Raw genomic sequence first — 22524 nt, 5'->3', positions numbered from 1 at the left:
GACCATGAGTTTTTTCGAACGACTGAAAACGGCCGCGGCCACCGAGTGGCAGGCCTATACTGCGCATCCGTTTACCGAGGCGCTGGCGGATGGTTCTCTGCCGCAAGCGGCCTTTCGTCGCTATCTCGTGCAGGACTACTTGTTCCTGATCGAGTTCGCGCGCGCTTACGCGCTTGCCATCTACAAGTCGCCGACCCTGGCCGACATGCGCGAGGCGGCCGCCGGCGTGTCCGCGATTCTCGACGTCGAGATGGATTTGCATGTGAAACTGTGTGCCGATTGGGAACTATCGCCGGACGACCTCGAACGAACCGTCCCGGCCCCCGAGATGCTGGCCTATACGCGCTATGTGCTCGACACCGGCATGCGCGGCGATCTACTGGCGCTGACGGTCGCGCTGGCGCCCTGCGTGATCGGCTATGCGGAGATTGCTAGCCGGCTCGCCGCGCGGCCCGGCGCCGATGCCGCAGCAAACCCCTATCGCGGCTGGATCGCCGAATATGCCGGCGCGCCGTACCAGCAGATCGCTGCAAAGGCGCGCGACCACCTCGATCGGCTGGCCGAGCACTACGCAACCCCGACGCGCGAGGCCGAGCTGATCGTGATCTTCAAGCAAGCCACCCGGCTCGAGGCCGACTTCTGGGAAATGGGCTGGCGCCACGCGTAGCGTCGAGTTGTGAGTTAGTCACGAGCTTCGCCTGGCTGTGCTGATCGTCTCGCAGGACCACATGGAAGTGGATCTGGATGCGAAATCGGCGCAGGGCTCGACGTCGTCAACGCTTCGAGGGGCCGACGAACTGTCTATTCCGGCGTTCGGTCTGCGATGCTCCGTGGCCGACCTTTATCACCGAACCCCGCTGGCAACGCCTTGTCCCTAGGTCAGATATGACCGCTACACCCGAAAATGCTTCGACAGCTTCAAACTCTGGCCCTGGTAGTTCGAGCCGATGCGCTGGCCATACAGCGCATCGGGGCGCGACAGCATTTTTTCGTAGACCAGCCGGCCGACGATCTGGCCGTGTTCGAGGATGAACGGCACTTCGCGCGACCGCACTTCCAGTACGGCACGAGACCCCTTGCCGCCAGCACCGTCATGGCCGAAGCCGGGATCGAAGAAGCCGGCATAATGGACGCGAAATTCGCCGACCAAGGGATCGAACGGCACCATCTCGGCAGCATAATCCGGCGGCACTTGCACCGCTTCCTTGGAAGCGAGGATGTAAAACTCGCCGGGATCGAGGATCAGCGTGCCGTCAGGGCGCGCCGCGATCGGCTCCCAGAACTCACCGGCAACATAGCCCGCGCGGCGATCAATATCGACCACGCCGGTATGACGCTTGGCGCGATAGCCGACGAAGCCCGAGGCGTTGTCACCGGACAGATCGACCGAGAGCGCAACACCATTGTTGAGGTCGGCATCAAGGCTGTCGACGAGTGGCTCCATCGCATGCAGTTCTTCCAGCGCCTCATTGTCGAGGATGGCGTCGCCAACGCGAAACCGCACCTGCGACAGCCGCGAGCCCTCGCGCAGCAGCACTGGAAACGTCTTCGGGCTGATCTCGGCGTAGAGCGGGCCATGATAGCCGGCGCCGATCACGTCGAAGCGGCGGGTTCCGTCGGCGATCACCCGGGTGAAGACGTCGAGCCGGCCGGTCGAGCTCTTCGGGTTGGCGGCGGCAAAGATATTCGACGGCAACGCCAGGCTCTCGATCAGCGGGACGATGTAGACGCAGTTGGTCTCCAGCACCGCGCCGTCGGACAGATCTATTTCGTGCAGCTTCAACTCGTCGATGCGTTCGGCCACGGTCGAGTTCGGACCTGGCAAAAAACTGGCGCGGACGCGGTAGGCAATATCGCCGAGCCGCAGATCGAGGCTGGCCGGCTGTATCTGGCTTTCCACGAACGGATAGGCCGGCAGGATCAGGCCGGCATCGGCCATCGCCGCGATCATGCGGTCGGGCAGAATACCATCGGCATCATCAGGCAGCGTAAAGGGCACTGAACTCATCCTTGTCACGTCCCGGCACGGACGCTTGCGAAAACGCAATTTCACCGGTTATCCCAGCCCCGGCTTGACGGAAAGGGCCGAGCGGAATATCAGCAGGATTATCCCGTGGTGATTTGAGCCGGCCGGCTTGCAGCCACGTTAAACAAGTCGCTAAACAGGCCGGGGACGCATGTGTGATCCCGGCCGTTGGACGTTCGTCCAGGCCGGTTTTTTTGTGGCTGTTTTTGCAGCCATAACTGGAGGTCACATGTCTGAGACGAAATCGCCCACCGCCTACCGCCCGGAAACCCGCCTCGTGCATGCCGGTATGCTGCGCTCGCAATTTGGCGAAACCTCCGAAGCGCTGTTTCTGACGCAAGGCTTCGTCTACGAGACCGCCGAACTGTGCGAGGCGCGCTTCAAGGGCGAAGACCCCGGCTTCATCTATTCGCGGTTCTCCAATCCGAACACCTCGATGTTCGAAAACCGCATGATCGATCTCGAAGGCGCCGAGGCCGGACGCGCGACCGCGACCGGGATGGCCGCCGTCACCACCGCCATCCTGGCGCCGCTGCGAACGGGCGACCACGTTGTCGCGGCCAAGCAACTGTTCGGTTCCTGCCGCTATGTGGTGGAAGAGCTGCTGCCGCGCTACGGCATCGAGTTCACGCTGGTCGACGGCCTCGATCTCGACGCCTGGCAGAAGGCGATGCGCCCGAACACCAAGACCTGCTTCCTGGAAAGCCCGACCAACCCGACGCTCGACGTGCTCGACATTCCGGCGATCGCCGAGATCGCGCATGCCGGGGGCGCTCGGCTGATCGTCGACAACGTGTTCGCGACGCCGATCTGGCAGAGCCCGCTGACGCTCGGCGCCGATGTGGTGGTTTATTCCGCGACCAAGCACATCGACGGCCAGGGCCGCTGCCTCGGCGGCATCATCCTCGGCTCCAAGGATTTCATCGCCGAACACATCCACAATTTCCTGCGCCAGACCGGGCCGGCGATCTCGCCGTTCAATGCCTGGGTGCTGGTGAAGGGCCTCGAGACGCTGGCAATCCGCGTCAAGCAGCAGACCGAGACCGCGGCGGTGATCGCCGACGTTCTCGCCACACATCCGAAAGTCACCCGGCTGATCTATCCCGGCCGGGCCGACCATCCGCAGGCGGCGCTGGTGAAGAAGCAGATGCGCGCCGGCTCGACGCTGATTGGCTTCGAGATCGACGGTGGCAAGCCCGCCGCGTTCCGTTTCCTCAACGAGCTGAAGCTGACGCGGATCTCCAACAACCTCGGCGACTCCAAGAGCCTGATCACGCATCCCGCGACCACCACGCATCAGCGGCTACCGATCGAGGCCCGCGCCGAGCTGGGTATCAGTGAAGGTTTCGTGCGGTTTTCCACCGGGCTCGAGCACAAGGATGATCTGCTCGAGGACATGGAAGCGGCGCTGAAGAAGGCGTAGCCGCAACGATACACACCGTCCCGGGTCGGCGTTCGCATCGCGACCTTGTCCGGGACGGCCTTACATCGGCCTGAGCGCCTGGACGTTCGACGGCACGTTGATGCCGAGTTTGACCTGGCCGACCGACTTGATGATGTTGTCGCCCAGCAGCTGGGCAAAGCAGGCATAGCCCCAGTCGTTCATGTGCAGGCCGTCGGCGATGACAAAGCTGTCAAACGCCATCGCCTGGCCCTCGTGCCATTCGCGCATCACTTCGAAGCGCGGGAACACGCCGACCTTGCGCAGTTCGGCAACCTTGTTGAGCAGCGCAATGATCTTGCTGGCGCTCTCCGGTTTCGCGTTCACCGCCGGCGAATATTGCGGATCGACCAGCACCAGATCGGCGCCGGCCGCCTGGATTTGGGTGATGCCCTCTTCTACCATCTTCGCGGTATCGGCGGGGTCGAGATTGCGCAGCACCGCATTGGTCCCTACCTGCCAGATCACCAGATCAGGCTTCATGTCGATCACCGAGGCCTGCAGTCGCGCCATCATTTCCGGCGCGTCCTCGCCACCCTGACCGCGATTGGCGACGGTGATGTCGGCGGTGGGATAGGCACGGTGGAGCTGCGCCGCGAGACGATTGGGATAGGTGAATTCCGGCGCGGTCGAGCCGAAACCGGCGGTGGAGGATGAGCCGAAAGCCACGATCAGCACCGGCTCGCCGGCGGCGAGCTTGGTGGCGACGTGCGGCAGCGAGCCCATCGCCTTGGCGCCGCCCTTTGGCGACCGGCATGGCACCCGGCTGAAAATATCGCTGGCGGTTTTGGCGACTTCCTTGACCTTGTCGATCGCCGTGGCGGCGATGCCTTTCTTCTGCGGGCCGGCTTCGGTCGCGGCGATCGCCGTACCAGCCGGGGCCTGCGCGAGGGTCGTGGCGTTGTCGGCGGGCCTGGCGACGTTGACGATCACGGCCTGCGCCGAGTCGGCACGGGCCTGAGACAATTGCCCGGGAAGCACCAACGCGGTGGAAGTCAGCAAGGCGACACTAGCAATGCGAGACAATAAATGGCCGTGGAAACTCATTAACGCTGAATCCTCAATTCCGCTGGACTGGCGTGGGCCGCATCGACCACGAAGGTAGATAATGCCCGACCGAGGCAATCATGCACCCGCTTGGCAAGTTCGAGGCCCGGCGACGGGCTGAACAGGTCGAAATCGCCATTTTCATTCCATTGCCTCATGATCGCGAAGCGGTCAAACAGCGGAACATCGTGCTGCTGCGCCACCACACGCATGTTATCTAGGTAGGCCAAGCCTGAAATCATCGTCTCGGTGCGTGGACTATACTGGAGATTCATTAAAATCACGTCGGTTCCCGCCGCCTTCATGGCGGACACGCCTTCATCGAGGGCGTTGCGGAAATCGTCGGCATCAATCTGCCGCATCGCATCGACGGTTCCAACCTGCCAGATGACCAGCGACGGCTTGCGTTCCTCGACGAGCTTGCCGAGGACCGGGACCATTTCCTCGGCGGTCTTCTTGACCTGCAGCTCCAGCGACACATTGACGTCGACCTTGGGAAATTTGTCGCGCAAATAGGTCTGCAGCCGCGCCGGATAGGCCGCCGACTGGTCGGATACGCCAATCACGGAGGATCGGCTGCCAATCACCAGAACATTGAGCTTGCCACTCGGCTTGACCGCTTCGGCGACCTTCGGCAGGGCACTTTCCGAGGTCAGAAGGTAGGCGGGAACCTCACAGCCTTGTGGCACCGGGATTTCGGCATAGGCCGGGGTGGCCAGCAAGCCGACCAGCATCGTGAGGCGCAATATCGCTATCGCTCTCATGCTCCCCCTCCCGCGAGATCCGCGTCGGCGCTTTTTGCGCGCGTTCCGCCTTTGACCGCTACCCGCTTGTACCACGAAAATAGCCATGCGGCAGACGACATGATCACGATGCCGGCGATGCTGACAAGCAGGTGCATCCAGGGACCGCCGGACACCTCGGCCAACACGAAGTGTCCGGCGAAGGCCAGGAACACGCCGATGCAGAAAATCTCCAGCGAATGCTGGCCGCATCGAATCATCGGCCGCAGCCACGGCGACTTCAGCCCGGCCCAGTCCTTGCGCAGGAAACGCACGGTAATCGCCGCCAGCGCCAGGAAATGCGCGAAGCGCAACACGTCGAGGTCGGGCTTGTTGATGGGGTACATCCACTGCTCGATCACCTTCGGCAGCAGATGGTGGATCTGCGGAATGTACCAGGTCAGCGTCACCCAGAAAGCCGCCAGCAGATAGGCCACCGAAAGCCACAGCGTCACCGGCGACGCCAGCACCCGCGACATCCGCCGCGCACCGCCCAGCGCGCACCAGGCCCCGAACACGAACAGCAGCTGCCAGGCGAACGGGTTGAACGCCCAGGCGCCATTCGGATAGGCCGTGAGATAAAGGTCGAACTGCCAGGTCAGCGCGTACAGTAGCACCGACAGCGCCAGCGTGAAGTCCGCGCGGCGCTGCAATAACCAGAGGATCGGCGACAGGAACAGCATCAACACGATATATAGCGGCAACACGTCCATATTTACCGGGCGAAATCTCAGCAACAGCGCCTGAACAATGGTCACATCGGGCTGCTTCAGGAAGTCGAGAATGCCCATTTCCTCGGAATAGAGTGGGTTCTCGAAGCTCGTCGCCACGTAGGAAATCTCTGCCAGGAATATCGTGAACAGGAAGATGTGAGCGACATAGATCTGCCAGACCCGCTTCAGTATCCGCGCGCTGGCCACCAGCGTGCCCTGCTCCAGCATGGCGCGGCCATAGACGAAGGCAGCGGTATAGCCGGAGATGAAAATGAAGATCTCCGTGGCGTCGCTGAAACCATAGTTACGGATCGTGAACCAGGTCAGGATATTGGGAGGCAGATGATCGATGAAAATCAGCCACAGCGCCAGGCCACGAAACAGATCAAGCCGCAGCTCGCGCTCCGCCGAGGCTACCGGGAAGGTCACGGCATCGGCGCGCGGGCGGGCGACCGGCACGGTTTGTGCCGCCTCCGCGGGCAATGCACCGGCAATCGGGTCGGCAACGGAGGTCATTTTCACCGCTCAAAACAGGTCGACTCGCAAAGTCGCGTGTAACCAATAAAAAAATCAACCCAAAGCTGCAATCTATTTGCAAAAGGGCTGTTCGCGGATAAGACGCAGTTACCGAAGTTATGCCCGAACTATGTTGAAACGGCGATACCACCACGAAAAACCGCCCGATTTGAAGCCGCCTTCGCTTTTCGCTTTGATCCTAGCGCATTTTGGACGATTAAACTGCCATGTATCGCGCCGTAACCCGTCAGATCGAAGTCACCGTCGAGCCGAGCTTCCTGCCGGAACGTTCGTCGCTCGAGAAACGCCAGTTTTTCTGGTCCTACACGGTGGTGATCACCAATTCCGGCGCCGAGACCGTGCAGCTAAAGACCCGGCACTGGATCATTACCGACGCGTCGGGCCGGATGCAGGAAGTGCGCGGTGAGGGCGTGGTCGGCGAGCAGCCGGTGCTCGCTCCCGGGGAGCGCTTCGAATATACCAGCAAGGTGCCGCTGCCGACGGCCTCCGGCTTTATGGCAGGCACCTACCAGATGGTGACCACCGAGACCGGCGAACCGTTCGAGATCGACGTCCCGGCCTTTTCGCTGGACGGCCCCGAAAACCAGCGGACGCTGAATTAGGCGACGGCCTTGACTAAACTACCCCGGCCTCGGCCGGGGTAAACTCGTAGACCGAACTGCAGAACTCGCAGGTCACCACCACCTTGCCGTCCTTGACCATATCGGCGCGGTCTTGCGGTTCGAAACTGTTCAGCATGCCGGATACCGCATCGCGGGAGCACGAGCATTGCGCCCGCAGCGGCAACGGCGCGAAGACGCGCACGCCGCGCTCATGAAACAGCCGATATAGCAGCCGTTCCCCGGACAGATCAGGGTCGATCAGTTCGACATCCTGGACGGTGGCCATCAGCGACTGGCCTTCGACCCACGCATCATCCTCCGGCGCTTCGTCGATCTCGATGCCATCCGGCGCATCGCCGGGCGACAGATCGCGCTGGGCGCGGTCCGGTGCCTTCGGCAGGAACTGAAGCAGCATGCCGCCGGCGCGCCAGCGGCGCTTCGGGCCGCCTTCGCCGCCGCGCCACTCCTCACCGACCGCCAGCCGGACCCGGGTCGGGATCTGCTCGGAGCGCAGGAAATATTCATGGGCGGCATCTTCGAGCGTACCACCGTCCAGCGCCACCAGCCCTTGGTAGCGACTCATGTCCGGGCCCTGATCGACGGTCATGGCCAGATGCCCCTTGCCGAGTAGCGCCGCGGAATCGAGGCCGGGCGCCAGCCGCTTTTCGTCAAAGCGGGCATAGGCCCGCATCCGGTCGGGCGCCTGAAAATCGACGATCATCAGCGACACGGGACCATCGGTCTGGGTTTGCAGGATGAATCGGCCGTCGAATTTCAGCGCCGAACCGAGCAAGGTCGTCAGCACGATCGCCTCGCCGAGCAGTTTTGCGACTGGTGCGGGATAGTCGTGTTTGTTGAGCAATTCGTCGAGCGCAGGCCCAAGCCGGGTCAGCCGGCCGCGCAGGTCGAGCGCCGCGACTTCGAACGGCTCCACCGCGTCGTCGATCGGAATCGCCGACGGGGCACGAATGGGGAGGTCGGGCGGGAAGGTCGGATCGGGAGAATGCGTGATCATGCGACTCTATCTGGGGGCGCTGGCGGACAATGGAAACCCCGGATGCGGGGAAAAGTGGGTCTGTCGTCCCGGGCCAGCGAGCACCATCTAACGCCGACCCGGGACCCATACCCTCCGAGCCAGTGCCGAACCCGCAGGCGGCGCCCGTCTTTTATCAACAAGGCGATAGCGTGCATGGCTCCGGGCTTTCGCTCGCTTGCCGCGATGACAGAGCCTTACGCCACCGCGTGAAGGCACCAGGCCAGAATGCCCTTTTGCGCATGCAGGCGATTTTCGGCTTCATCGAACACCACCGATTGCGGACCGTCTATCACCTCGTCGGTCACCTCCTCGCCGCGATGCGCCGGCAGGCAGTGCATGAAGATTGCGTCCGGCTTGGCCAGTGCCATCAGCCGCGCATTGACCTGGTAGGGCTTCAGCAGATTGTGACGAGTCTCGCCGTCCTTGTCGCCCATTGACACCCAGGTATCGGTGACGACGCAGTCGGCACCTTTCACCATAGCGTCCGGATCGTTGCTGAAGGTGATCGGCGCATTGGTGGCCTTGACCCAGTCCTTGAACGGCTTCTTCGGCGCCAGTTCCGGCGGCGTGGCGATGTTGAGCTTGAACTGGAAGCGCTCGGCGGCGTGGGCCCACGACATCAGCACGTTGTTGTCGTCGCCGGTCCAGGCAATGGTGCGGCCCTTGATCGGGCCGCGATGTTCCTCGAACGTCATCAGATCGGCCATCACCTGACACGGATGCGAGAACCGCGTCAGGCCGTTGATGACCGGCACCGTGGCGTTGTTCGCCAGCTCCATCAGCGAGTCGTGGTTCAGGATCCGGATCATGATGATGTCGACAAAGCGCGACAGCACGCGCGCGGTATCGGCGATCGTCTCGCCGCGACCAAGCTGCATTTCGGCGCCGGTCAGCATCACCACTTCGCCACCGAGCTGGCGCATGCCGACCTCGAACGATACCCGGGTGCGCGTCGAAGGCTTTTCGAAAATCATCGCCAGCGTCTTGTTTTCCAGCGGCCGGTCGAGCTTGGCATTGCCCTTCAGCTTCGCCTTCATCGCGAGGCCAGCGTCGAGCATGTTGCGAAGCTCGGCGGTCGGAAGCGCGCTAAGGTCGAGGAAGTGGCGCAACGACGTACTCATCACGCCGCTCCCTGCGTGCGATCGGCGGCAGACAGCGCGATGCAGGCCTGTTCCAGCCGCTGCACAGCCTCATCGATCTCGGCCGCGGTGACGATCAAAGGCGGCAGGAAGCGCACCACATTGTCGCCGGCACCGACGGTCAGCAGCTTGGCATCGCGCAAGGCGGCCACCAGATCGCCCGACGGCACGACCGCCTTGAGGCCGATCAGCAGGCCTTCGCCACGCACTTCACTGACGACGCCAGGGAAACGATCCACGGCGGAGGCCAGCTTCTGCTTCAGCAGCAGCGACATTTTCTTGACGTGATCGAAGAAGCCGGGCTTCAGCATCACGTCGAGCACCGCGCTGGCTGCCGCGATCGCCAGCGGGTTGCCGCCGAAGGTCGAGCCGTGCGAGCCCGGCGCCATGCCGGCGGCGGCTTCCGCGCTGACCAGACAGGCGCCGATCGGGAAACCGCCGCCGAGCGCCTTGGCCAACGACATCACGTCGGGCGTCACGCCAATGCGCTGATAGGCGAACAACTCGCCGGTGCGCCCCATGCCGGTCTGCACCTCGTCGAACACCAGCAGGATGCCGTGCTCGTCGCAGAGGTCGCGTAACGCACCGAAGAAGGCATTGGCCGGGGCGCGGACGCCGCCCTCGCCCTGCAGCGGCTCGATCAGGATGCCGGCTGTCAGCGGGCCGATCGCCTGCTTCACCGCCTCGATGTCGCCGAGCGGCACCTGGTCGAAGCCGTCAAGCGGCGCGCCGTAGCCTTCGAGATATTTGGCCGAACCGGTCGCGGCCAGCGTGCCAAGCGTGCGGCCATGAAACGCGCCCTCGAAGGTGATGATCCGGCTGCGCTCGGGATGGCCCTTGGAGAAGTGATAATGCCGGGTCACCTTCAGCGCGCATTCCATCGCCTCGGCGCCGGAATTGGCGAAGAACACATAGTCGGCAAAGCTCTGCTCGCATAGTCGCGCGGCCAGCCGCTCGCCGTCCGGGCTCTTGAACAGGTTCGACATGTGCCACAGCTTGGTGGCCTGCTCCTGCAGCGCGGTGACCAGATGCGGATGGGCATGGCCGAGCGCGTTGACGGCAACGCCGCTGGTAAAGTCGAGATAGCGCTCGCCATTGGTTCCAATCAGCCATGCGCCTTCGCCACGCTCGAAGGCGAGATCCGCCCGGGCAAATACGGGAAGCAGATGAGAAGGGCTTGCACTCTTGGTCATAACCAGTCCGATCGAAAAGTTCGGGGGCCTGTCCAATAGTGCTCGCGCGCCGGCGGACAGCAGACCCCAAAAACGAAACGTGCCGCCTTTCCAGGCGGCACGTGGTCATTATTCTATGTGTGCGGTGATGACTGTCAACCTAACATGCGTCTTCCGAGTCACAGCGAGTCGCAGAAAAAGCCGATTTTGCTGGTTTATTTGCAGAAGCATGTGGACGCGGCCTGACCGACTCTTGCGGACGAGTCACGGCATATTGTAGCTTTTCGGCTGTCGGGTACGACATCTCGTGCGGCAGTTTGATCCTTTAGTCTTGTGCGTGGCGTAAACGCCCGGTCGCAATTATCGCGCCCGGCGAGCGCTAAGGGATTCTGACTACGGATGTTTTTGTCGACCCCAGGTCGCAGCGCTGCCTCCGAGCCGGCGCGAACGAAGGGAAAATGGCGATGACGGTAATGACATGGACCGACGATCGCGTCGAGCAATTGAAGAAACTGTGGGAAGGCGGCCTGTCGGCCAGCCAGATCGCCGCTGAGCTGGGCAATGTGACGCGCAATGCCGTGATCGGCAAGGTGCATCGGCTGGGTCTTTCCGGCCGCGCCAAGAGCCCATCCTCGGCAGCGCCGCGGCCGCGCAAGACGCGTCCCGCGCAACAGATGGTGCGGATGTCACGCCCGGTGGCGCGTGGCAACACCGCTCTGGCCCACAACTACGAAGTCGAGATGGAGCCAGACCCCATCACCTATGACAATGTGGTGCCGATGAGCCAACGCCTGACGCTGGTGGAACTCAACGAAGCCACCTGCCATTGGCCGATCGGCGATCCGTCGAGCTCGGAATTCTATTTCTGCGGCGGCAAGGCGCTGCAGAGCCTACCCTATTGCGCGCACCACTCGCGCATCGCCTATCAGCCGGCCTCCGACCGTCGCCGTCAGGCGCCGAAGCCGCTGCGATAAACCGCAACAATCAAGTAAGACACAATGCCCGGCGATGAGCCGGGCATTGTTGTTTGAGAGCTGACCTCTGCATTTTCCGTCGTCATTGCGAGGAGCGAAGCGACGCGGCAATCCAGAGGGCCCAAGCTCGGCAAGAACTGGATTGCTTCGTCGCAAGGGCTCCTCGCAATGACGGTCGAGAGGCCGTCGCTAACGTCCTACTCCGCCGCCTTGTCGAACCGGTCATCCAGCGCGTAGCCGGCACCGCGGACGGTGCGGATCGGGTCGATCTCGCCTCCGGGATTGAGCAGTTTTCGCAAGCGACCGATGTGAACGTCCACGGTACGCTCGTCGATATAGATGTCGCGGCCCCAGACGCTGTCGAGCAGTTGCTCGCGGCTGAACACGCGGCCGGGATGCTCCAGGAAGAATTCCAGCAAGCGATATTCGGTCGGACCGAGGTCGATCGGACGACCTGACCGCACCACGCGACGCTTGTCACGGTCGAGTTCGATATCGCCGAACGCCAGAATGGTGGCGAGACGTTCCGGCGCCGCGCGCCGCAATAGACCCTTCACACGTGCGAGCAGCTCCGGCACCGAGAACGGTTTGACGATATAGTCGTCGGCGCCGGTGGCGAGGCCGCGGACGCGTTCGCTTTCCTCGCCGCGGGCGGTCAGCATGATGATCGGCAGCGCCTTGGTTTCCGGCCGCGCGCGCAGCCGGCGACACAGTTCGATGCCGGACAGGCCGGGCAGCATCCAGTCCAGTACCACCAGATCAGGCACCCGCTCTTTCAATCGGGTGTCGGCGTCGTCCCCCCGGGCGACCGTCTCGACCTCATAGCCTTCGGCATCGAGATTGTAGCGCAGCAGCGTGGTAAGCGCTTCTTCATCTTCGACCACCAGGATGCGCGCGTTCATATTGATACCTTTTCAGTCAGCGTGTCCCGGTCGTCAAACCGGATGCCCGTTCTGCGAAATATGTTTTCAGAGGGGAGCGTTCGCGAAGGTGGTCATGTCGCCCTTCGGGCGCTTGTCGAGGATCGCCTGTCCCTCGATCATGTAGAAGACGGTTTCCGCGATATTGGTGGCGTGATCACCGATCCGCTCGATGTTTTTGGCGCAGAACATCAAATGGATACAGAAACTGATATTGCGCGGATCCTCCATCATGTAGGTCAGCAATTCGCGGAACAGCGACGTGCAGATGGCGTCGATTTCCTCGTCGCCCTTCCACACCACCATGGCGGCCGGCAGATCATGCGCGGCATAGGCATCGAGCACCGCCTTGACCTGTGACCGCACCAGTTCGGTCATGTGCTCGAGGCCGCGGATCAGCTTCAGCGGATGAAAGTCGCTGTCCAGCGACGCGACGCGCTTGCCCATGTTCTTGGCAAGATCACCAATCCGCTCCAGATCGGTGGCGACGCGCATGGCGCCGACGATCTCGCGCAGATCCACCGCCATCGGCTGGCGCCGCGCGATGGTTAGCACCGCGCGCTCCTCAATGACCCGCTGCAGCTGGTCGATCTCCTGATCGGCGGCGGCCACCTTGGCACCCAGCACGATATCACGGCGCACCAGCGCATCGACGGACTCCGTGATCTGTCGTTCGGCAAGCCCGCCCATCTCGGCGACCAGACGGGTGAGTTCCTGCAGGTCGCCGTCGAAGGCCTTGGTGGTGTGTTCGAAAGCCATGGTTATTCCTCCCGCGATAAACGCGTCAGCCGAAGCGGCCGGTGATGTAATCCTGGGTACGGCGATCGTTCGGTGAGGTGAAGATCTTGTTGGTCGGACCAAATTCGATCAACTCGCCGAGATACATGAAAGCCGTGGACTCCGAGACGCGGGCGGCCTGCTGCATGTTATGGGTGACGATCGCGATCGTGTACTCTTCCTTCAACTCGTCGATCAGTTCCTCGATCTTGGCGGTCGAGATCGGATCCAGCGCCGAGCACGGCTCGTCGAACAGGATTACTTCCGGCCGCACCGCGATGGTGCGGGCGATGCACAGGCGTTGCTGCTGGCCACCTGACAGGCTGAGGCCCGAGGCGTTCAGCTTGTCCTTGACCTCGTTCCACAACGCGCCGCTGCGCAGCGCCTTCTCGACACGGCCATCCATCTCCGACTTGGAGATTTTTTCGTAAAGCCGGACACCGAAGGCGATGTTCTCATAGATGGTCATCGGGAACGGCGTCGGCTTCTGGAACACCATGCCGACGCGGGCGCGCAGCAGGTTCAGGTCGAGATGCGGGTCGAGCACGTTCTGGCTGTCGAGCATGACCTGGCCCTCGGCGCGCTGGCCAGGATAGAGGTCATACATGCGGTTGAAGATACGCAGCAGCGTGGACTTGCCGCAGCCCGACGGACCGATAAAGGCGGTGACGCGATTGGCCATCAGCGTCAGGTTGATCTTCTTCAAGGCGTGGTGATCGCCGTAATAGAAATTCAGGTCGCGCACAGACACTTTGGCACGCGCCTCACCCTGCGCCGATTGCGGCGGCAGCGCGATGGTGGGAACGCCCGACGATACGGAAAGCTCACTCATTTGGTTGTCCTCTCGGCGCCAAGGATGCGCGCGCCAATGTTCAGGGCAAGAACGGTCAGGGTGATGATCAGCGCCCCGCTCCAGGCGAGCTGTTTCCAGTACTCGTAGGGGCTCTGAACGAAATTATTGATGGTCACCGGCAGGTTGGCCATCGTCTTGCTGAGATCCAGGCTGAAGAACTGGTTGCTCAGCGCGGTGAACAGCAGCGGCGCGGTTTCACCGGCAACACGGGCGGTCGCCAGCAGCACACCGGTGATCAGACCGGCTCGGGCCGCGCGATAGGCGATCCGCTTGATCACCAGCGAGCGCGGCAGGCCGAGCGCCGACGCCGCCTCGCGCAGCGGGTTGGGCACCAGGCCGAGCATGTCCTCGGTGGTTCGCACTACCACCGGGATGACGATCACGGCCAGCGCTAGCGAGCCGGCAAAAGCCGAGAAGCCGCCCATCGGCACCACCACCGCGCCATAGACGAACAGGCCGATGATGATCGAGGGCGCCGAAAGCAGGATGTCGTTGATGAAGCGGATCACGGAGGTCAGACGGTCGTTCTTGCCATATTCCGCCAGATAGGTGCCGGCGAACAGGCCGAGCGGCGCGCCGATCCCGACGCCGATCACCGTCATGATGATCGAGCCGACGATGGCGTTGAGCAGGCCGCCCTCCTTGGAGCCGGGCGGCGGCGTGTTCTCGGTGAACAGCTGCACGCTGATGCCGGCGAGGCCATTGTAGAACAGCGTGAACAGGATCAGCGCGAGCCAGGTGACGCCGAAGATCGCGGCGCCGAAGCACAGCGCGCGGATCATGAAATCTTTGCGGCGGCGGGATGCGTAAATCGGGTTCATGATCAGTTGCCCGCCTTCTTTTCAAGCCGCATCAGCATCAGGCGCGCGCCCGACAGCACGAAGAAGGTCAGTACGAACAGCAGCAACCCGAGCAGGATCAAGCCGGACTGGTGCAAACCGTCGCTTTCCGCGAACTCGCTGGCGATCGCCGCCGAGATCGTGGTGCCGGGCCCGAACACCGAGCCGGTGATGCGGAACGAATTACCAATGATGAAGGTCACGGCCATCGTCTCGCCGAGCGCACGACCCAGCGCCAGCATGATGCCGCCGATGACGCCGACGCGGGTATAGGGGATGACGACATTGCGCACGACTTCCCAGGTGGTGCAGCCGACGCCGTAAGCGGCTTCCTTCAGCACCGGCGGCACCGTCTTGAATACGTCGACCGAGATCGAGGTGATGAAAGGCAGCACCATGATGGCGAGGATCAAAGCGGCGTTGAACAGGCTGAGATAAGAAGGCGGACCCGCGAAAATGGTACCGAGCACCGGCACGCCTTCGAAGGTGTTGATCATGAACGGCTGGACGTGGTTGGCCAGAAACGGGCCGAGCACGAAGAAGCCCCACATACCGTAGATGATCGAGGGAATGCCGGCGAGCAGTTCGACCGCCATGCCGATCGGGCGACGCAGCCATTGCGGGCACAGCTCGGTCAGAAAAATCGCAATCCCCAGGCCGACCGGAATGGCGATCGCCATCGCGATCACCGAGGTCACCAGCGTGCCGTAGACCGGGCCGAGCGCGCCAAGCACCGGCGGATCGGCGGACGGCGCCCAGCGCTGCGTCCACAAGAACGAAAACCCGAACTCCTTCATCGCCGGCCACGCGCCCGCGATCAGCGACACAATGATGCCGCCGAGAATCAGCAGCACCGACAGCGCGCAGAGGCGCGTGATCCAGTAGAAAGCCTGGTCGCCGAACTTGAAGGCGTTGAGCGCCTTGGCACGGTCATACGGTCCGGCGGCATCCATCGACGAGCTCTGTACGGCCATATCTGCCACGCCAGTCCCCTGTTTGTTACGCTATTTTTGATGATTGGCTGTCATTCCGGGATGCGACAGACGGCGAAGCCGGATGGCGCAGGCCCGGAATCCCGGAGATTTCTTGAACATTTCGAGGTTCCGGGTTCGCTCGCAGCAAGCCGCTCGCGCCCCCGGAACGACAAATTCAAATCAGCTCTTGATATCAGCCGACCAGGTCTTTTCGATCAGCTTGACCACCGGAGCCGGCATCGGGATGTAATCGAGCTCTTCCGCCATCTTGTCACCCTTCTCGAACGCCCAGGTGAAGAACTTGATGGCTTCGGCCGATGCGGCCTTGTCGGCCGGGGTCTTCTGCATCAGGATAAAGGTCGCGGCGGTGATCGGCCAGGAAGCTTCGCCCGGCTGGTCGGTAAGGATCACGTAGTAGCCGGGAGCCTTGGCCCAGTCGGCATTCGACGCAGCCGCCTGGAAGGCGGCAACGGTTGGCTGCACGGTCTTGCCAGCCTTGTTGATCATCGCGGCGTAGGTCAGCTTGTTCTGCTTCGCATAGGCGTATTCGACGTAACCGATCGCATTCTTGGTCTGACCGATATTGCCGGCGACGCCTTCATTGCCCTTGGCGCCGACGCCGACCGGCCATTCGACGGCGGTGCCGGAACCGACCTTGGTCTTCCAGTCGGCACTCGCCTTGGCAAGATAGTCGGTGAAGTTGAAGGTCGTGCCCGAACCGTCCGACCGGCGAACCACGGTGATGGCGGCCGAAGGCAGCTTCAGCTTCGGGTTCAGCTTGGCGATCGCGGCGTCATCCCACTTGGCAATCTTGCCGAGATAGATGTCGGCGAGCAGCTCGCCGGACAGCACCAGTTCGCCGGAGTTGATGCCTTCGAGATTCACGACGGGAACGATCGCGCCCATCACCATCGGCCACTGGACGAGTCCGTCCTTCTCGAGCGCGTCAGCCTTGAGCGGCGCATCAGTGGCGCCGAAAGTCACGGTCTTGACCTGGATCTGCTTGATGCCGGCGCCGGAGCCGATCGACTGGTAGTTCAGACCGTTGCCGGTCTCTTTCTTGTAGGCATCGGCCCACTTCGAATAGACCGGGAACGGGAAGGTGGCGCCAGCGCCAGTGATGTCGGCGGCGAATGCCGACGTCGACGCGGCAACAAGGCCTGCGGCGACGATTGCCTTGAGCAATTTCATGATGGTCTCCATCTGCTGAGCCAGGCGCCGGATGCGCCTGTAGTGCCCATGCGGCCCCGTTTAAGCGGCCTCCGTTGACCTTTTATGATGATTAAGTGACAGTTGGATGACAGTCTCATCTAATTGATAAGATTACGTAATTCGATATTTGATTCGAAGTTTGACGGGAAATTAGGACGATTTGGCGACCCGTAACCCGGAGCGCCCGGTGCGATCACGGCCGCGTGATCCCGCGTCCAGCAGCGCACACTCGATTTAGACACGGCGGCACGGAACATCCCCCGTTTTGAACCATTCTCATTGGCGTCCCGCGCTGCAACATGCGCGATCGACTGAACGCCCCCAGCCCCGCTGCGTAGCCCCGGAGTTTGCATGACCGAAGACCCGACCCATTCCCGCAGCCATGTCACGCGCCGCGATGTGATCGTTGCCAGCGCCGTGCTTGCGCTGGCCGCTGGTCACACGGGGTCGGCGCAGGCCGCCACCGCAACGCCTTCCTCCCCTTCCCCCACTCCGGAATATCCCAAGATGGACGTTACGCTCACGGTGAATGGAAAGCCTCACACCCTGGCGCTTGACCCGCGCGTCACCCTTCTCGATACGCTACGCGAGCATTTGCATCTGACGGGAAGCAAGAAAGGCTGCGACCACGGCCAGTGTGGTGCCTGCACCGTGATCGTCGAGGGCCGGCGCATCAATTCATGCCTGTCGCTCGCGGTGATGCACGAAGGCGACAAGATCACCACCATCGAGGGTCTGGGGACGCCCGAGCAGTTGCATCCGATGCAGGCCGCTTTCGTCAAGCACGACGGCTTCCAGTGCGGCTATTGCACGCCCGGCCAGATCTGTTCCTCGGTCGCGGTGCTGGACGAGATCAAGGCCGGCATTCCGAGCCACGTCACCCACGACCTGATGAACGTGTCGTTCTCCGACCACGAGGTTCGTGAGCGCATGAGCGGCAACATCTGCCGCTGCGCCGCCTATCCCAACATCGTCGCCGCGATCCACGACGTGCAGAAAGAAAACGCATGAAGGCCTTTACCTATCAGCGCGCCAGCAGCGCCAAGGAAGCCGCCGCGGCTGCGGCCGCAACCCCGAATGCCAAATTCATCGCCGGCGGCACCAATCTGCTCGATCTGATGAAGCTGGAAATAGAAACGCCGGCACATCTGATCGACGTCAACCGGCTCGGCCTTGACGCCATCGAACCGACCGACAAGGGCGGCCTGCGGATCGGGGCGCTGGTGCGCAACACCGACCTCGCCGCCGAGAAGCGCGTGATGAAGGATTACGCGCTTCTCAGCCGCGCTCTGCTGTCCGGCGCGTCCGGCCAGCTCCGCAACAAAGCCACCACCGCCGGCAACCTGCTGCAGCGGACACGCTGCCCGTATTTTTACGACGCGACGAAGCCCTGCAACAAGCGCGCTCGGGGCAGCGGCTGCTCGGCGATCGGCGGCTTCAGCCGCAACCTCGCTATTCTCGGCACCAGCGAAGCTTGCATTGCGACGCACCCGTCCGACATGGCGGTGGCGATGCGTGCGCTGGATGCCGTGATCGAAACGGTGTCGCCCGATGGCGGCAGCCGTACGATTCCGATCGCGGACTTCCACGTGCTGCCGGGCTCGACGCCCGACATCGAGACGACGCTGAAGCCCGGTGAATTCATCACCGCCGTGACGTTGCCGAGACCGCTCGGCGGCACGCATATCTATCGCAAGGTCCGCGACCGGGCTTCCTATGCATTCGCAACGCTGTCGGTGGCCGCGATAATCACCAAGGACAATGGCGCGCGCTTCGCCTTTGGCGGCGTCGCCCACAAGCCCTGGCGGGTCGAGGCGGCCGAGCAGCGCCTGTCGGAAGGCGCCAAGGCCGTCGCCGACGCCGTGCTGGCGGGCGCGGCTACTACCGAACAGAACGAATTCAAATTGCCGCTGTTGCGCCGCACGCTGTCATCCGTCGTCGCGCAGGCTAACGGCTAGAGGAAATACACCATGGATTTCAACACTCCCGCCGCACAGAATCCGATCGACCGCGAGATCGTCGTCACCAAGCCGCATGACCGCATCGATGGTCCCGTCAAGGTGACCGGACGCGCGACCTACGCCTATGAATACCATGCCGAGGCTCCTAACGCCGCCTATGGCTTCATCCTTGGCGCCTCAATCGGCAAGGGCAGCATCGCCGCTATCGATACCGCCGCCGCGGAAAAGTCCCCCGGCGTGCTGCTGGTGCTGACACACAAGAATGCACCGAAGCAGTCGAAAGACGGCCGTCATAATGCACCGCAGTTACAGGGCCCCGACGTCCGGAATTTTGACCAGGCGGTAGCTCTGGTCGTGGCGGAGACTTTCGAACAGGCACGCAGCGCCGCGCGGCTGATCCGCGTCGATTATACGATCAGCCCGGGTCGCTTCGACCTCGCCGCCGAGAAGAGCAAGGGCACAATGCCCGACGACGTGCCCGACACCAATATCGGCGACTTCAACGGCGCGATGGCTTCCGCGCCCGTGACCCTCGACGTTAGCTACACCACGCCGGATCAGGCGCATTCGATGATGGAACCCCAGGCCAGCGTGGCGATGTGGGAAGGCGACAAACTGACGCTCTACACGTCGCACCAGATCGTGCACTGGGCCGTCGACGGGGTCGCCAGCACGCTGGGCATCGCCAAGGACAAGGTACGGATCGTCTCGGCCTATGTCGGCGGCGGCTTTGGTTCGAAGCTGAAAATCTACAGCGATCCGATCCTGGCAGCGGTAGCCGCAAAACAACTCAACCGCCCGGTCAAGGTGGCGCTGACCCGGCCCCAGATCTACAACCACACCAGCCATCGCCCGGCGACGATCCAGCGGCTGCGGTTCGGCGCCGAGCGCGACGGCACCCTGACCGCTATCGGCCACGAAGTATGGTGCGGCAACCAGGCCGGCGGTGAACCGGAGAATGCGGCCGATCAGACCCGGCTGCTTTATGCCGGCGCCAACCGCATGACCCGGGTCAGGATGACGCTGCTCGATTTGCCGCTCGGCGCCGCGATGCGCGCGCCCGGCGAGGCTGTCGGGCTGCTGGCGCTGGAATGCGCGATGGATGAGCTGGCGGAAAAACTGGCGATCGATCCGATCGAGCTCCGCATCAAGAACGATACCCAGTTTGATCCTGAAAAGGGTCCGAGCCGACCGTTCTCGACCCGCGGGCTTGTCCAATGCCTGCGCACGGGCGCCGAGAAATTTGGCTGGGACAAGCGCAATGCCAAGCCGGGGATGGTTCGCGATGGCCAGTGGCTGGTCGGGATTGGCGTCGCTTCAGCGATCCGCAGCAATCTGGTGCAGCCATCCGGCGCGCGCGTCACCCTCGACGGCAAGGGCGTACTGACCATCGAGACGCAGATGACCGATATCGGAACCGGCAGCTACACCATCCTGGCGCAGATCGGCGCGGAGATGCTGGGCCTGACGATGGCGCAGGTCCGCGTCAAACTCGGCGACAGCGACTTCCCGCATTCGGCCGGATCGGGCGGATCATGGGGCGCCAACAGCGCCAGCGCGGGCGTCTATGCCGCCTGTGAAAAATTGCGTGGCGCCATCGCCGCCAAGGCCGGGTTCAATTCCACCGACCTGATCTTTGCAGAAGGCAAGATCGTCACCGCGGGACGCAGCGTCGACCTGACAGAAATCGTTGGTTCGGCCAGCATCACGGTGGAAGATTCCATCACGTTCGGCGACCTCACCAAGAAATTCGCGCAGGCGGCATTCGGCGCGCATTTCGCAGAAGTGGGCGTCGATACGGCAACCGGTGAGGTCCGGGTTCGACGGCTGCTGAGCGTGTGCGCCGCCGGTCGCATCATCAACCCGAAGACCGCGCGCAGCCAGTGCCTCGGCGGCATGACCATGGGGATCGGCGCGGCACTGATGGAAGAGCACGTCGTCGATACCCGTCATGGCTACTTCGTCAACTACGATCTCGCCGAGTACCAGGTGCCGGTGCATGCCGACGTTCCCGATCTCGACGTGATCTTCCTCGAGGAGCGCGACGACAAATCGTCGCCGATCAAGGCCAAGGGCGTCGGTGAATTGGGTATCTGCGGCGTGGGCGCGGCCATCGCCAACGCGGTCTACAATGCCAGCGGCGTCCGCATTCGCGATTATCCGCTGACGCTGGACAAGGTTCTGAAGAAACTTCCGGTCGCCGCCTGATCTGGGCGAAGCAACTCAATTCACCGCGGACGGCACCTTCGGGAAGGCCGCGGTGAAGGTGGCGCCATTTTTCGGCACGCTCTCGATCAACAGCCGGCCGCGATGCCGGTTGAGAATATGTTTCACCAGTGACAGGCCAAGGCCGGTGCCGCCCTGCGCGCGGCTGTCGCCGACATCGACTCGGTAAAACCGTTCTGTCAGACGCGGCAGATGTTCCGGCGCGATCCCGGGCCCGAAATCGCGCACCGCGACGCGCACCTCCGGCACCCCCTCGCCAGTGGCGGCCGCGGTCACCGACACCACTACGCGCCCGCCTGACGCACCATATTTCAGCGCGTTCTCGATCAGGTTCTCGAACAGACGCAACAATTCCTCGCGGTCACCAGCGATCACCACCGGGGCATCCGGAAGCGCCATCTCGATCTTGACGTGACGCTCGGCGGCGAGCGGTTCGAGGCCATCGCCGACCTGGCGGATGATGGGAAGGATATCGACCTGCATGTCGGGCCGTACATGGGCGGTGAGTTCAACCCGTGACAGCGACAGCAGATCATCGATCAGCCGCGCCATTCGTCTCGCCTGGGTATGCATGATGCCCAGGAATCGTTCGCGTGCCTTGGCGTCGTCCTTCGCCGGGCCCTGCAGGGTTTCGATGAAACCGGACAACGCCGCCAGCGGCGTACGCAATTCATGGCTGGCATTGGCGACGAAATCAGCGCGCATTTCTTCCACCCGACGCAGCGGGGTCTGATCGTGAAACGTCAGCAACATGCAGGTGTCAAGGCCACCGAACGCGGTCGGAACCGACAACGGCGTAATGATCAGCTCCATCCAGCGATCGACCGGGACGTGATCGAGATAGGTGGCACGGCGCGGCTCGGTGGTGGCGATGGATTCCCGCAGCGCGGTGACGATCTCGGGCGAGCGCAAGGCGAACTGCGCCAGTTCGTTCTTGCGCAGCGCCGGCGCCAGTTGCGCGGCCGCGCCGTTGAAATGAATGACGCGCCCGGCGCGGTCGAGCAGCACGGCGGGATCCGGCATGCCGGCGATGATGGCGCGTACGGCGGGCGCTTCCACCGGATTGTCGCCCAATACTTCCTCGCGCGACGTCGCCACATCGTGCAGGCGCCACGGCACCAGCGCGGCGCCTGCGATGCAGGCGAAGGCAATGCCGGCACGGGTCGGCGACAGTTCGCCGAACATCACCAGCGCGATCAGCGCCAGGCCGGCAGCCAGCAGGATGATCGCGGAATGCCGCAATCGGTCCGGCCAAGGCGAAAACAATGTCGGGGGAGAAGCTTCGACGGCCAT

The 22524-nt window shown here is 62.9% G+C and carries 21 protein-coding genes and 1 riboswitch; of the genes, 7 read left to right on the top strand and 14 right to left on the bottom strand.

Features of this window, described 5'->3' with window-relative positions; all coding sequences use genetic code 11:
* Positions 1–4: 4 nt before the first annotated feature.
* A complete protein-coding gene (gene tenA / locus Q0S16_RS23335) occupies positions 5–667 on the top strand; it encodes a thiaminase II (protein WP_295853819.1) in 663 nt (220 codons plus the stop codon).
* Between the two features lie 225 nt (positions 668–892).
* On the opposite strand, the gene Q0S16_RS23330 is transcribed toward tenA, so the two are convergent.
* Positions 893–1999 (bottom strand): 2'-deoxycytidine 5'-triphosphate deaminase, encoded by a 1107-nt coding sequence (locus Q0S16_RS23330; RefSeq protein WP_295853891.1) that lies wholly within the window; start codon positions 1997–1999, stop codon positions 893–895.
* 104 nt (positions 2000–2103) lie between these two features.
* Positions 2104–2183: riboswitch (SAM riboswitch) on the top strand.
* Positions 2184–2255: 72 nt separating this feature from the next.
* Between Q0S16_RS23330 and Q0S16_RS23325 the strand changes: the two genes are divergently transcribed.
* Positions 2256–3449, top strand: a complete 1194-nt coding sequence (locus Q0S16_RS23325; RefSeq protein WP_295853816.1) for an O-succinylhomoserine sulfhydrylase — start codon at positions 2256–2258, stop codon at positions 3447–3449.
* Positions 3450–3509: 60 nt separating this feature from the next.
* Here Q0S16_RS23325 and Q0S16_RS23320 read toward each other — a convergent pair whose 3' ends face one another.
* From Q0S16_RS23320 to Q0S16_RS23310, 3 genes are read right to left on the bottom strand one after another with little or no spacing between them, the layout of a single operon-like run.
* Positions 3510–4466, bottom strand: a complete 957-nt coding sequence (locus Q0S16_RS23320; RefSeq protein ID WP_295853888.1) for an SGNH/GDSL hydrolase family protein — start codon at positions 4464–4466, stop codon at positions 3510–3512.
* A 47-nt stretch (positions 4467–4513) separates the two neighbouring features.
* Positions 4514–5278 carry an SGNH/GDSL hydrolase family protein gene (locus tag Q0S16_RS23315; protein WP_295853813.1) on the bottom strand — a complete coding sequence of 255 codons (765 nt, stop codon included), beginning with the start codon at positions 5276–5278 and terminating at the stop codon, positions 4514–4516.
* Complete coding sequence (locus Q0S16_RS23310; RefSeq protein ID WP_295853810.1) at positions 5275–6525, bottom strand: OpgC domain-containing protein; 1251 nt, start codon at positions 6523–6525, stop codon at positions 5275–5277. Before Q0S16_RS23310 ends, Q0S16_RS23315 begins: the two co-directional genes overlap by 4 nt.
* Positions 6526–6752: 227 nt before the next feature.
* Here Q0S16_RS23310 and apaG point away from each other — a divergent pair, with 227 nt between their 5' ends.
* Positions 6753–7148, top strand: a complete 396-nt coding sequence (gene apaG / locus Q0S16_RS23305; RefSeq protein ID WP_295853807.1) for a Co2+/Mg2+ efflux protein ApaG — start codon at positions 6753–6755, stop codon at positions 7146–7148.
* Positions 7149–7161: 13 nt separating this feature from the next.
* Here the strand turns inward: apaG and Q0S16_RS23300 are convergent, their stop codons facing one another.
* The 3 genes from Q0S16_RS23300 to Q0S16_RS23290 form a co-directional block, all read right to left on the bottom strand.
* Positions 7162–8163 carry an Hsp33 family molecular chaperone gene (locus Q0S16_RS23300; RefSeq protein ID WP_295853804.1) on the bottom strand — a complete coding sequence of 334 codons (1002 nt, stop codon included), beginning with the start codon at positions 8161–8163 and terminating at the stop codon, positions 7162–7164.
* 215 nt (positions 8164–8378) lie between these two features.
* A complete protein-coding gene (gene argF / locus Q0S16_RS23295) occupies positions 8379–9305 on the bottom strand; it encodes an ornithine carbamoyltransferase (protein ID WP_295853801.1) in 927 nt (308 codons plus the stop codon).
* Positions 9305–10516, bottom strand: a complete 1212-nt coding sequence (locus Q0S16_RS23290) for an aspartate aminotransferase family protein (RefSeq protein WP_295853799.1) — start codon at positions 10514–10516, stop codon at positions 9305–9307. Before Q0S16_RS23290 ends, argF begins: the two co-directional genes overlap by 1 nt.
* A gap of 443 nt (positions 10517–10959) precedes the next feature.
* On the opposite strand from Q0S16_RS23290, the gene Q0S16_RS23285 reads away from it, so the two are divergent.
* Positions 10960–11469 carry a GcrA family cell cycle regulator gene (locus Q0S16_RS23285; RefSeq protein ID WP_295853797.1) on the top strand — a complete coding sequence of 170 codons (510 nt, stop codon included), beginning with the start codon at positions 10960–10962 and terminating at the stop codon, positions 11467–11469.
* A 197-nt stretch (positions 11470–11666) separates the two neighbouring features.
* On the opposite strand, the gene phoB is transcribed toward Q0S16_RS23285, so the two are convergent.
* The 6 genes from phoB to pstS all read right to left on the bottom strand — a co-directional run bounded on the left by phoB (position 11667) and on the right by pstS (position 17023).
* Positions 11667–12371 carry a phosphate regulon transcriptional regulator PhoB gene (gene phoB / locus Q0S16_RS23280; protein ID WP_295853795.1) on the bottom strand — a complete coding sequence of 235 codons (705 nt, stop codon included), beginning with the start codon at positions 12369–12371 and terminating at the stop codon, positions 11667–11669.
* 66 nt (positions 12372–12437) lie between these two features.
* Positions 12438–13148 carry a phosphate signaling complex protein PhoU gene (gene phoU / locus Q0S16_RS23275; protein ID WP_295853794.1) on the bottom strand — a complete coding sequence of 237 codons (711 nt, stop codon included), beginning with the start codon at positions 13146–13148 and terminating at the stop codon, positions 12438–12440.
* Positions 13149–13173: 25 nt separating this feature from the next.
* Complete coding sequence (gene pstB / locus Q0S16_RS23270; RefSeq protein ID WP_295853792.1) at positions 13174–13998, bottom strand: phosphate ABC transporter ATP-binding protein PstB; 825 nt, start codon at positions 13996–13998, stop codon at positions 13174–13176.
* Entirely contained in the window at positions 13995–14840 is an 846-nt protein-coding gene (gene pstA / locus Q0S16_RS23265; protein WP_295853790.1) for a phosphate ABC transporter permease PstA, read from the bottom strand. The genes pstB and pstA overlap by 4 nt, the downstream gene beginning before the upstream one ends.
* Positions 14841–14842: 2 nt before the next feature.
* Positions 14843–15841, bottom strand: a complete 999-nt coding sequence (gene pstC, locus Q0S16_RS23260; protein ID WP_295853788.1) for a phosphate ABC transporter permease subunit PstC — start codon at positions 15839–15841, stop codon at positions 14843–14845.
* A gap of 171 nt (positions 15842–16012) precedes the next feature.
* Entirely contained in the window at positions 16013–17023 is a 1011-nt protein-coding gene (gene pstS, locus Q0S16_RS23255; protein ID WP_295853786.1) for a phosphate ABC transporter substrate-binding protein PstS, read from the bottom strand.
* A gap of 372 nt (positions 17024–17395) precedes the next feature.
* Between pstS and paoA the strand changes: the two genes are divergently transcribed.
* The 3 genes from paoA to Q0S16_RS23240 are packed head-to-tail and all read left to right on the top strand — an operon-like array spanning position 17396 to position 21213.
* Positions 17396–18055: an aldehyde dehydrogenase iron-sulfur subunit PaoA gene (paoA, locus tag Q0S16_RS23250; protein WP_295853784.1), complete on the top strand. Its 660-nt coding sequence runs from the start codon at positions 17396–17398 to the stop codon at positions 18053–18055.
* Entirely contained in the window at positions 18052–19002 is a 951-nt protein-coding gene (locus Q0S16_RS23245; RefSeq protein WP_295853782.1) for a xanthine dehydrogenase family protein subunit M, read from the top strand. Before paoA ends, Q0S16_RS23245 begins: the two co-directional genes overlap by 4 nt.
* A 12-nt stretch (positions 19003–19014) precedes the next feature.
* On the top strand, positions 19015–21213 hold the full coding sequence (locus tag Q0S16_RS23240) for a xanthine dehydrogenase family protein molybdopterin-binding subunit (RefSeq protein WP_295853781.1): 2199 nt from the start codon (positions 19015–19017) through the stop codon (positions 21211–21213).
* A 15-nt stretch (positions 21214–21228) separates the two neighbouring features.
* Here the strand turns inward: Q0S16_RS23240 and Q0S16_RS23235 are convergent, their stop codons facing one another.
* Entirely contained in the window at positions 21229–22524 is a 1296-nt protein-coding gene (locus Q0S16_RS23235; protein ID WP_295853780.1) for an ATP-binding protein, read from the bottom strand.

It is taken from the genome of Tardiphaga sp., from assembly GCF_025356345.1.
In the GTDB taxonomy this organism is placed as follows: Bacteria; Pseudomonadota; Alphaproteobacteria; order Rhizobiales; family Xanthobacteraceae; genus Tardiphaga.
This window is presented reverse-complemented; position numbering and strand designations above follow the sequence as displayed.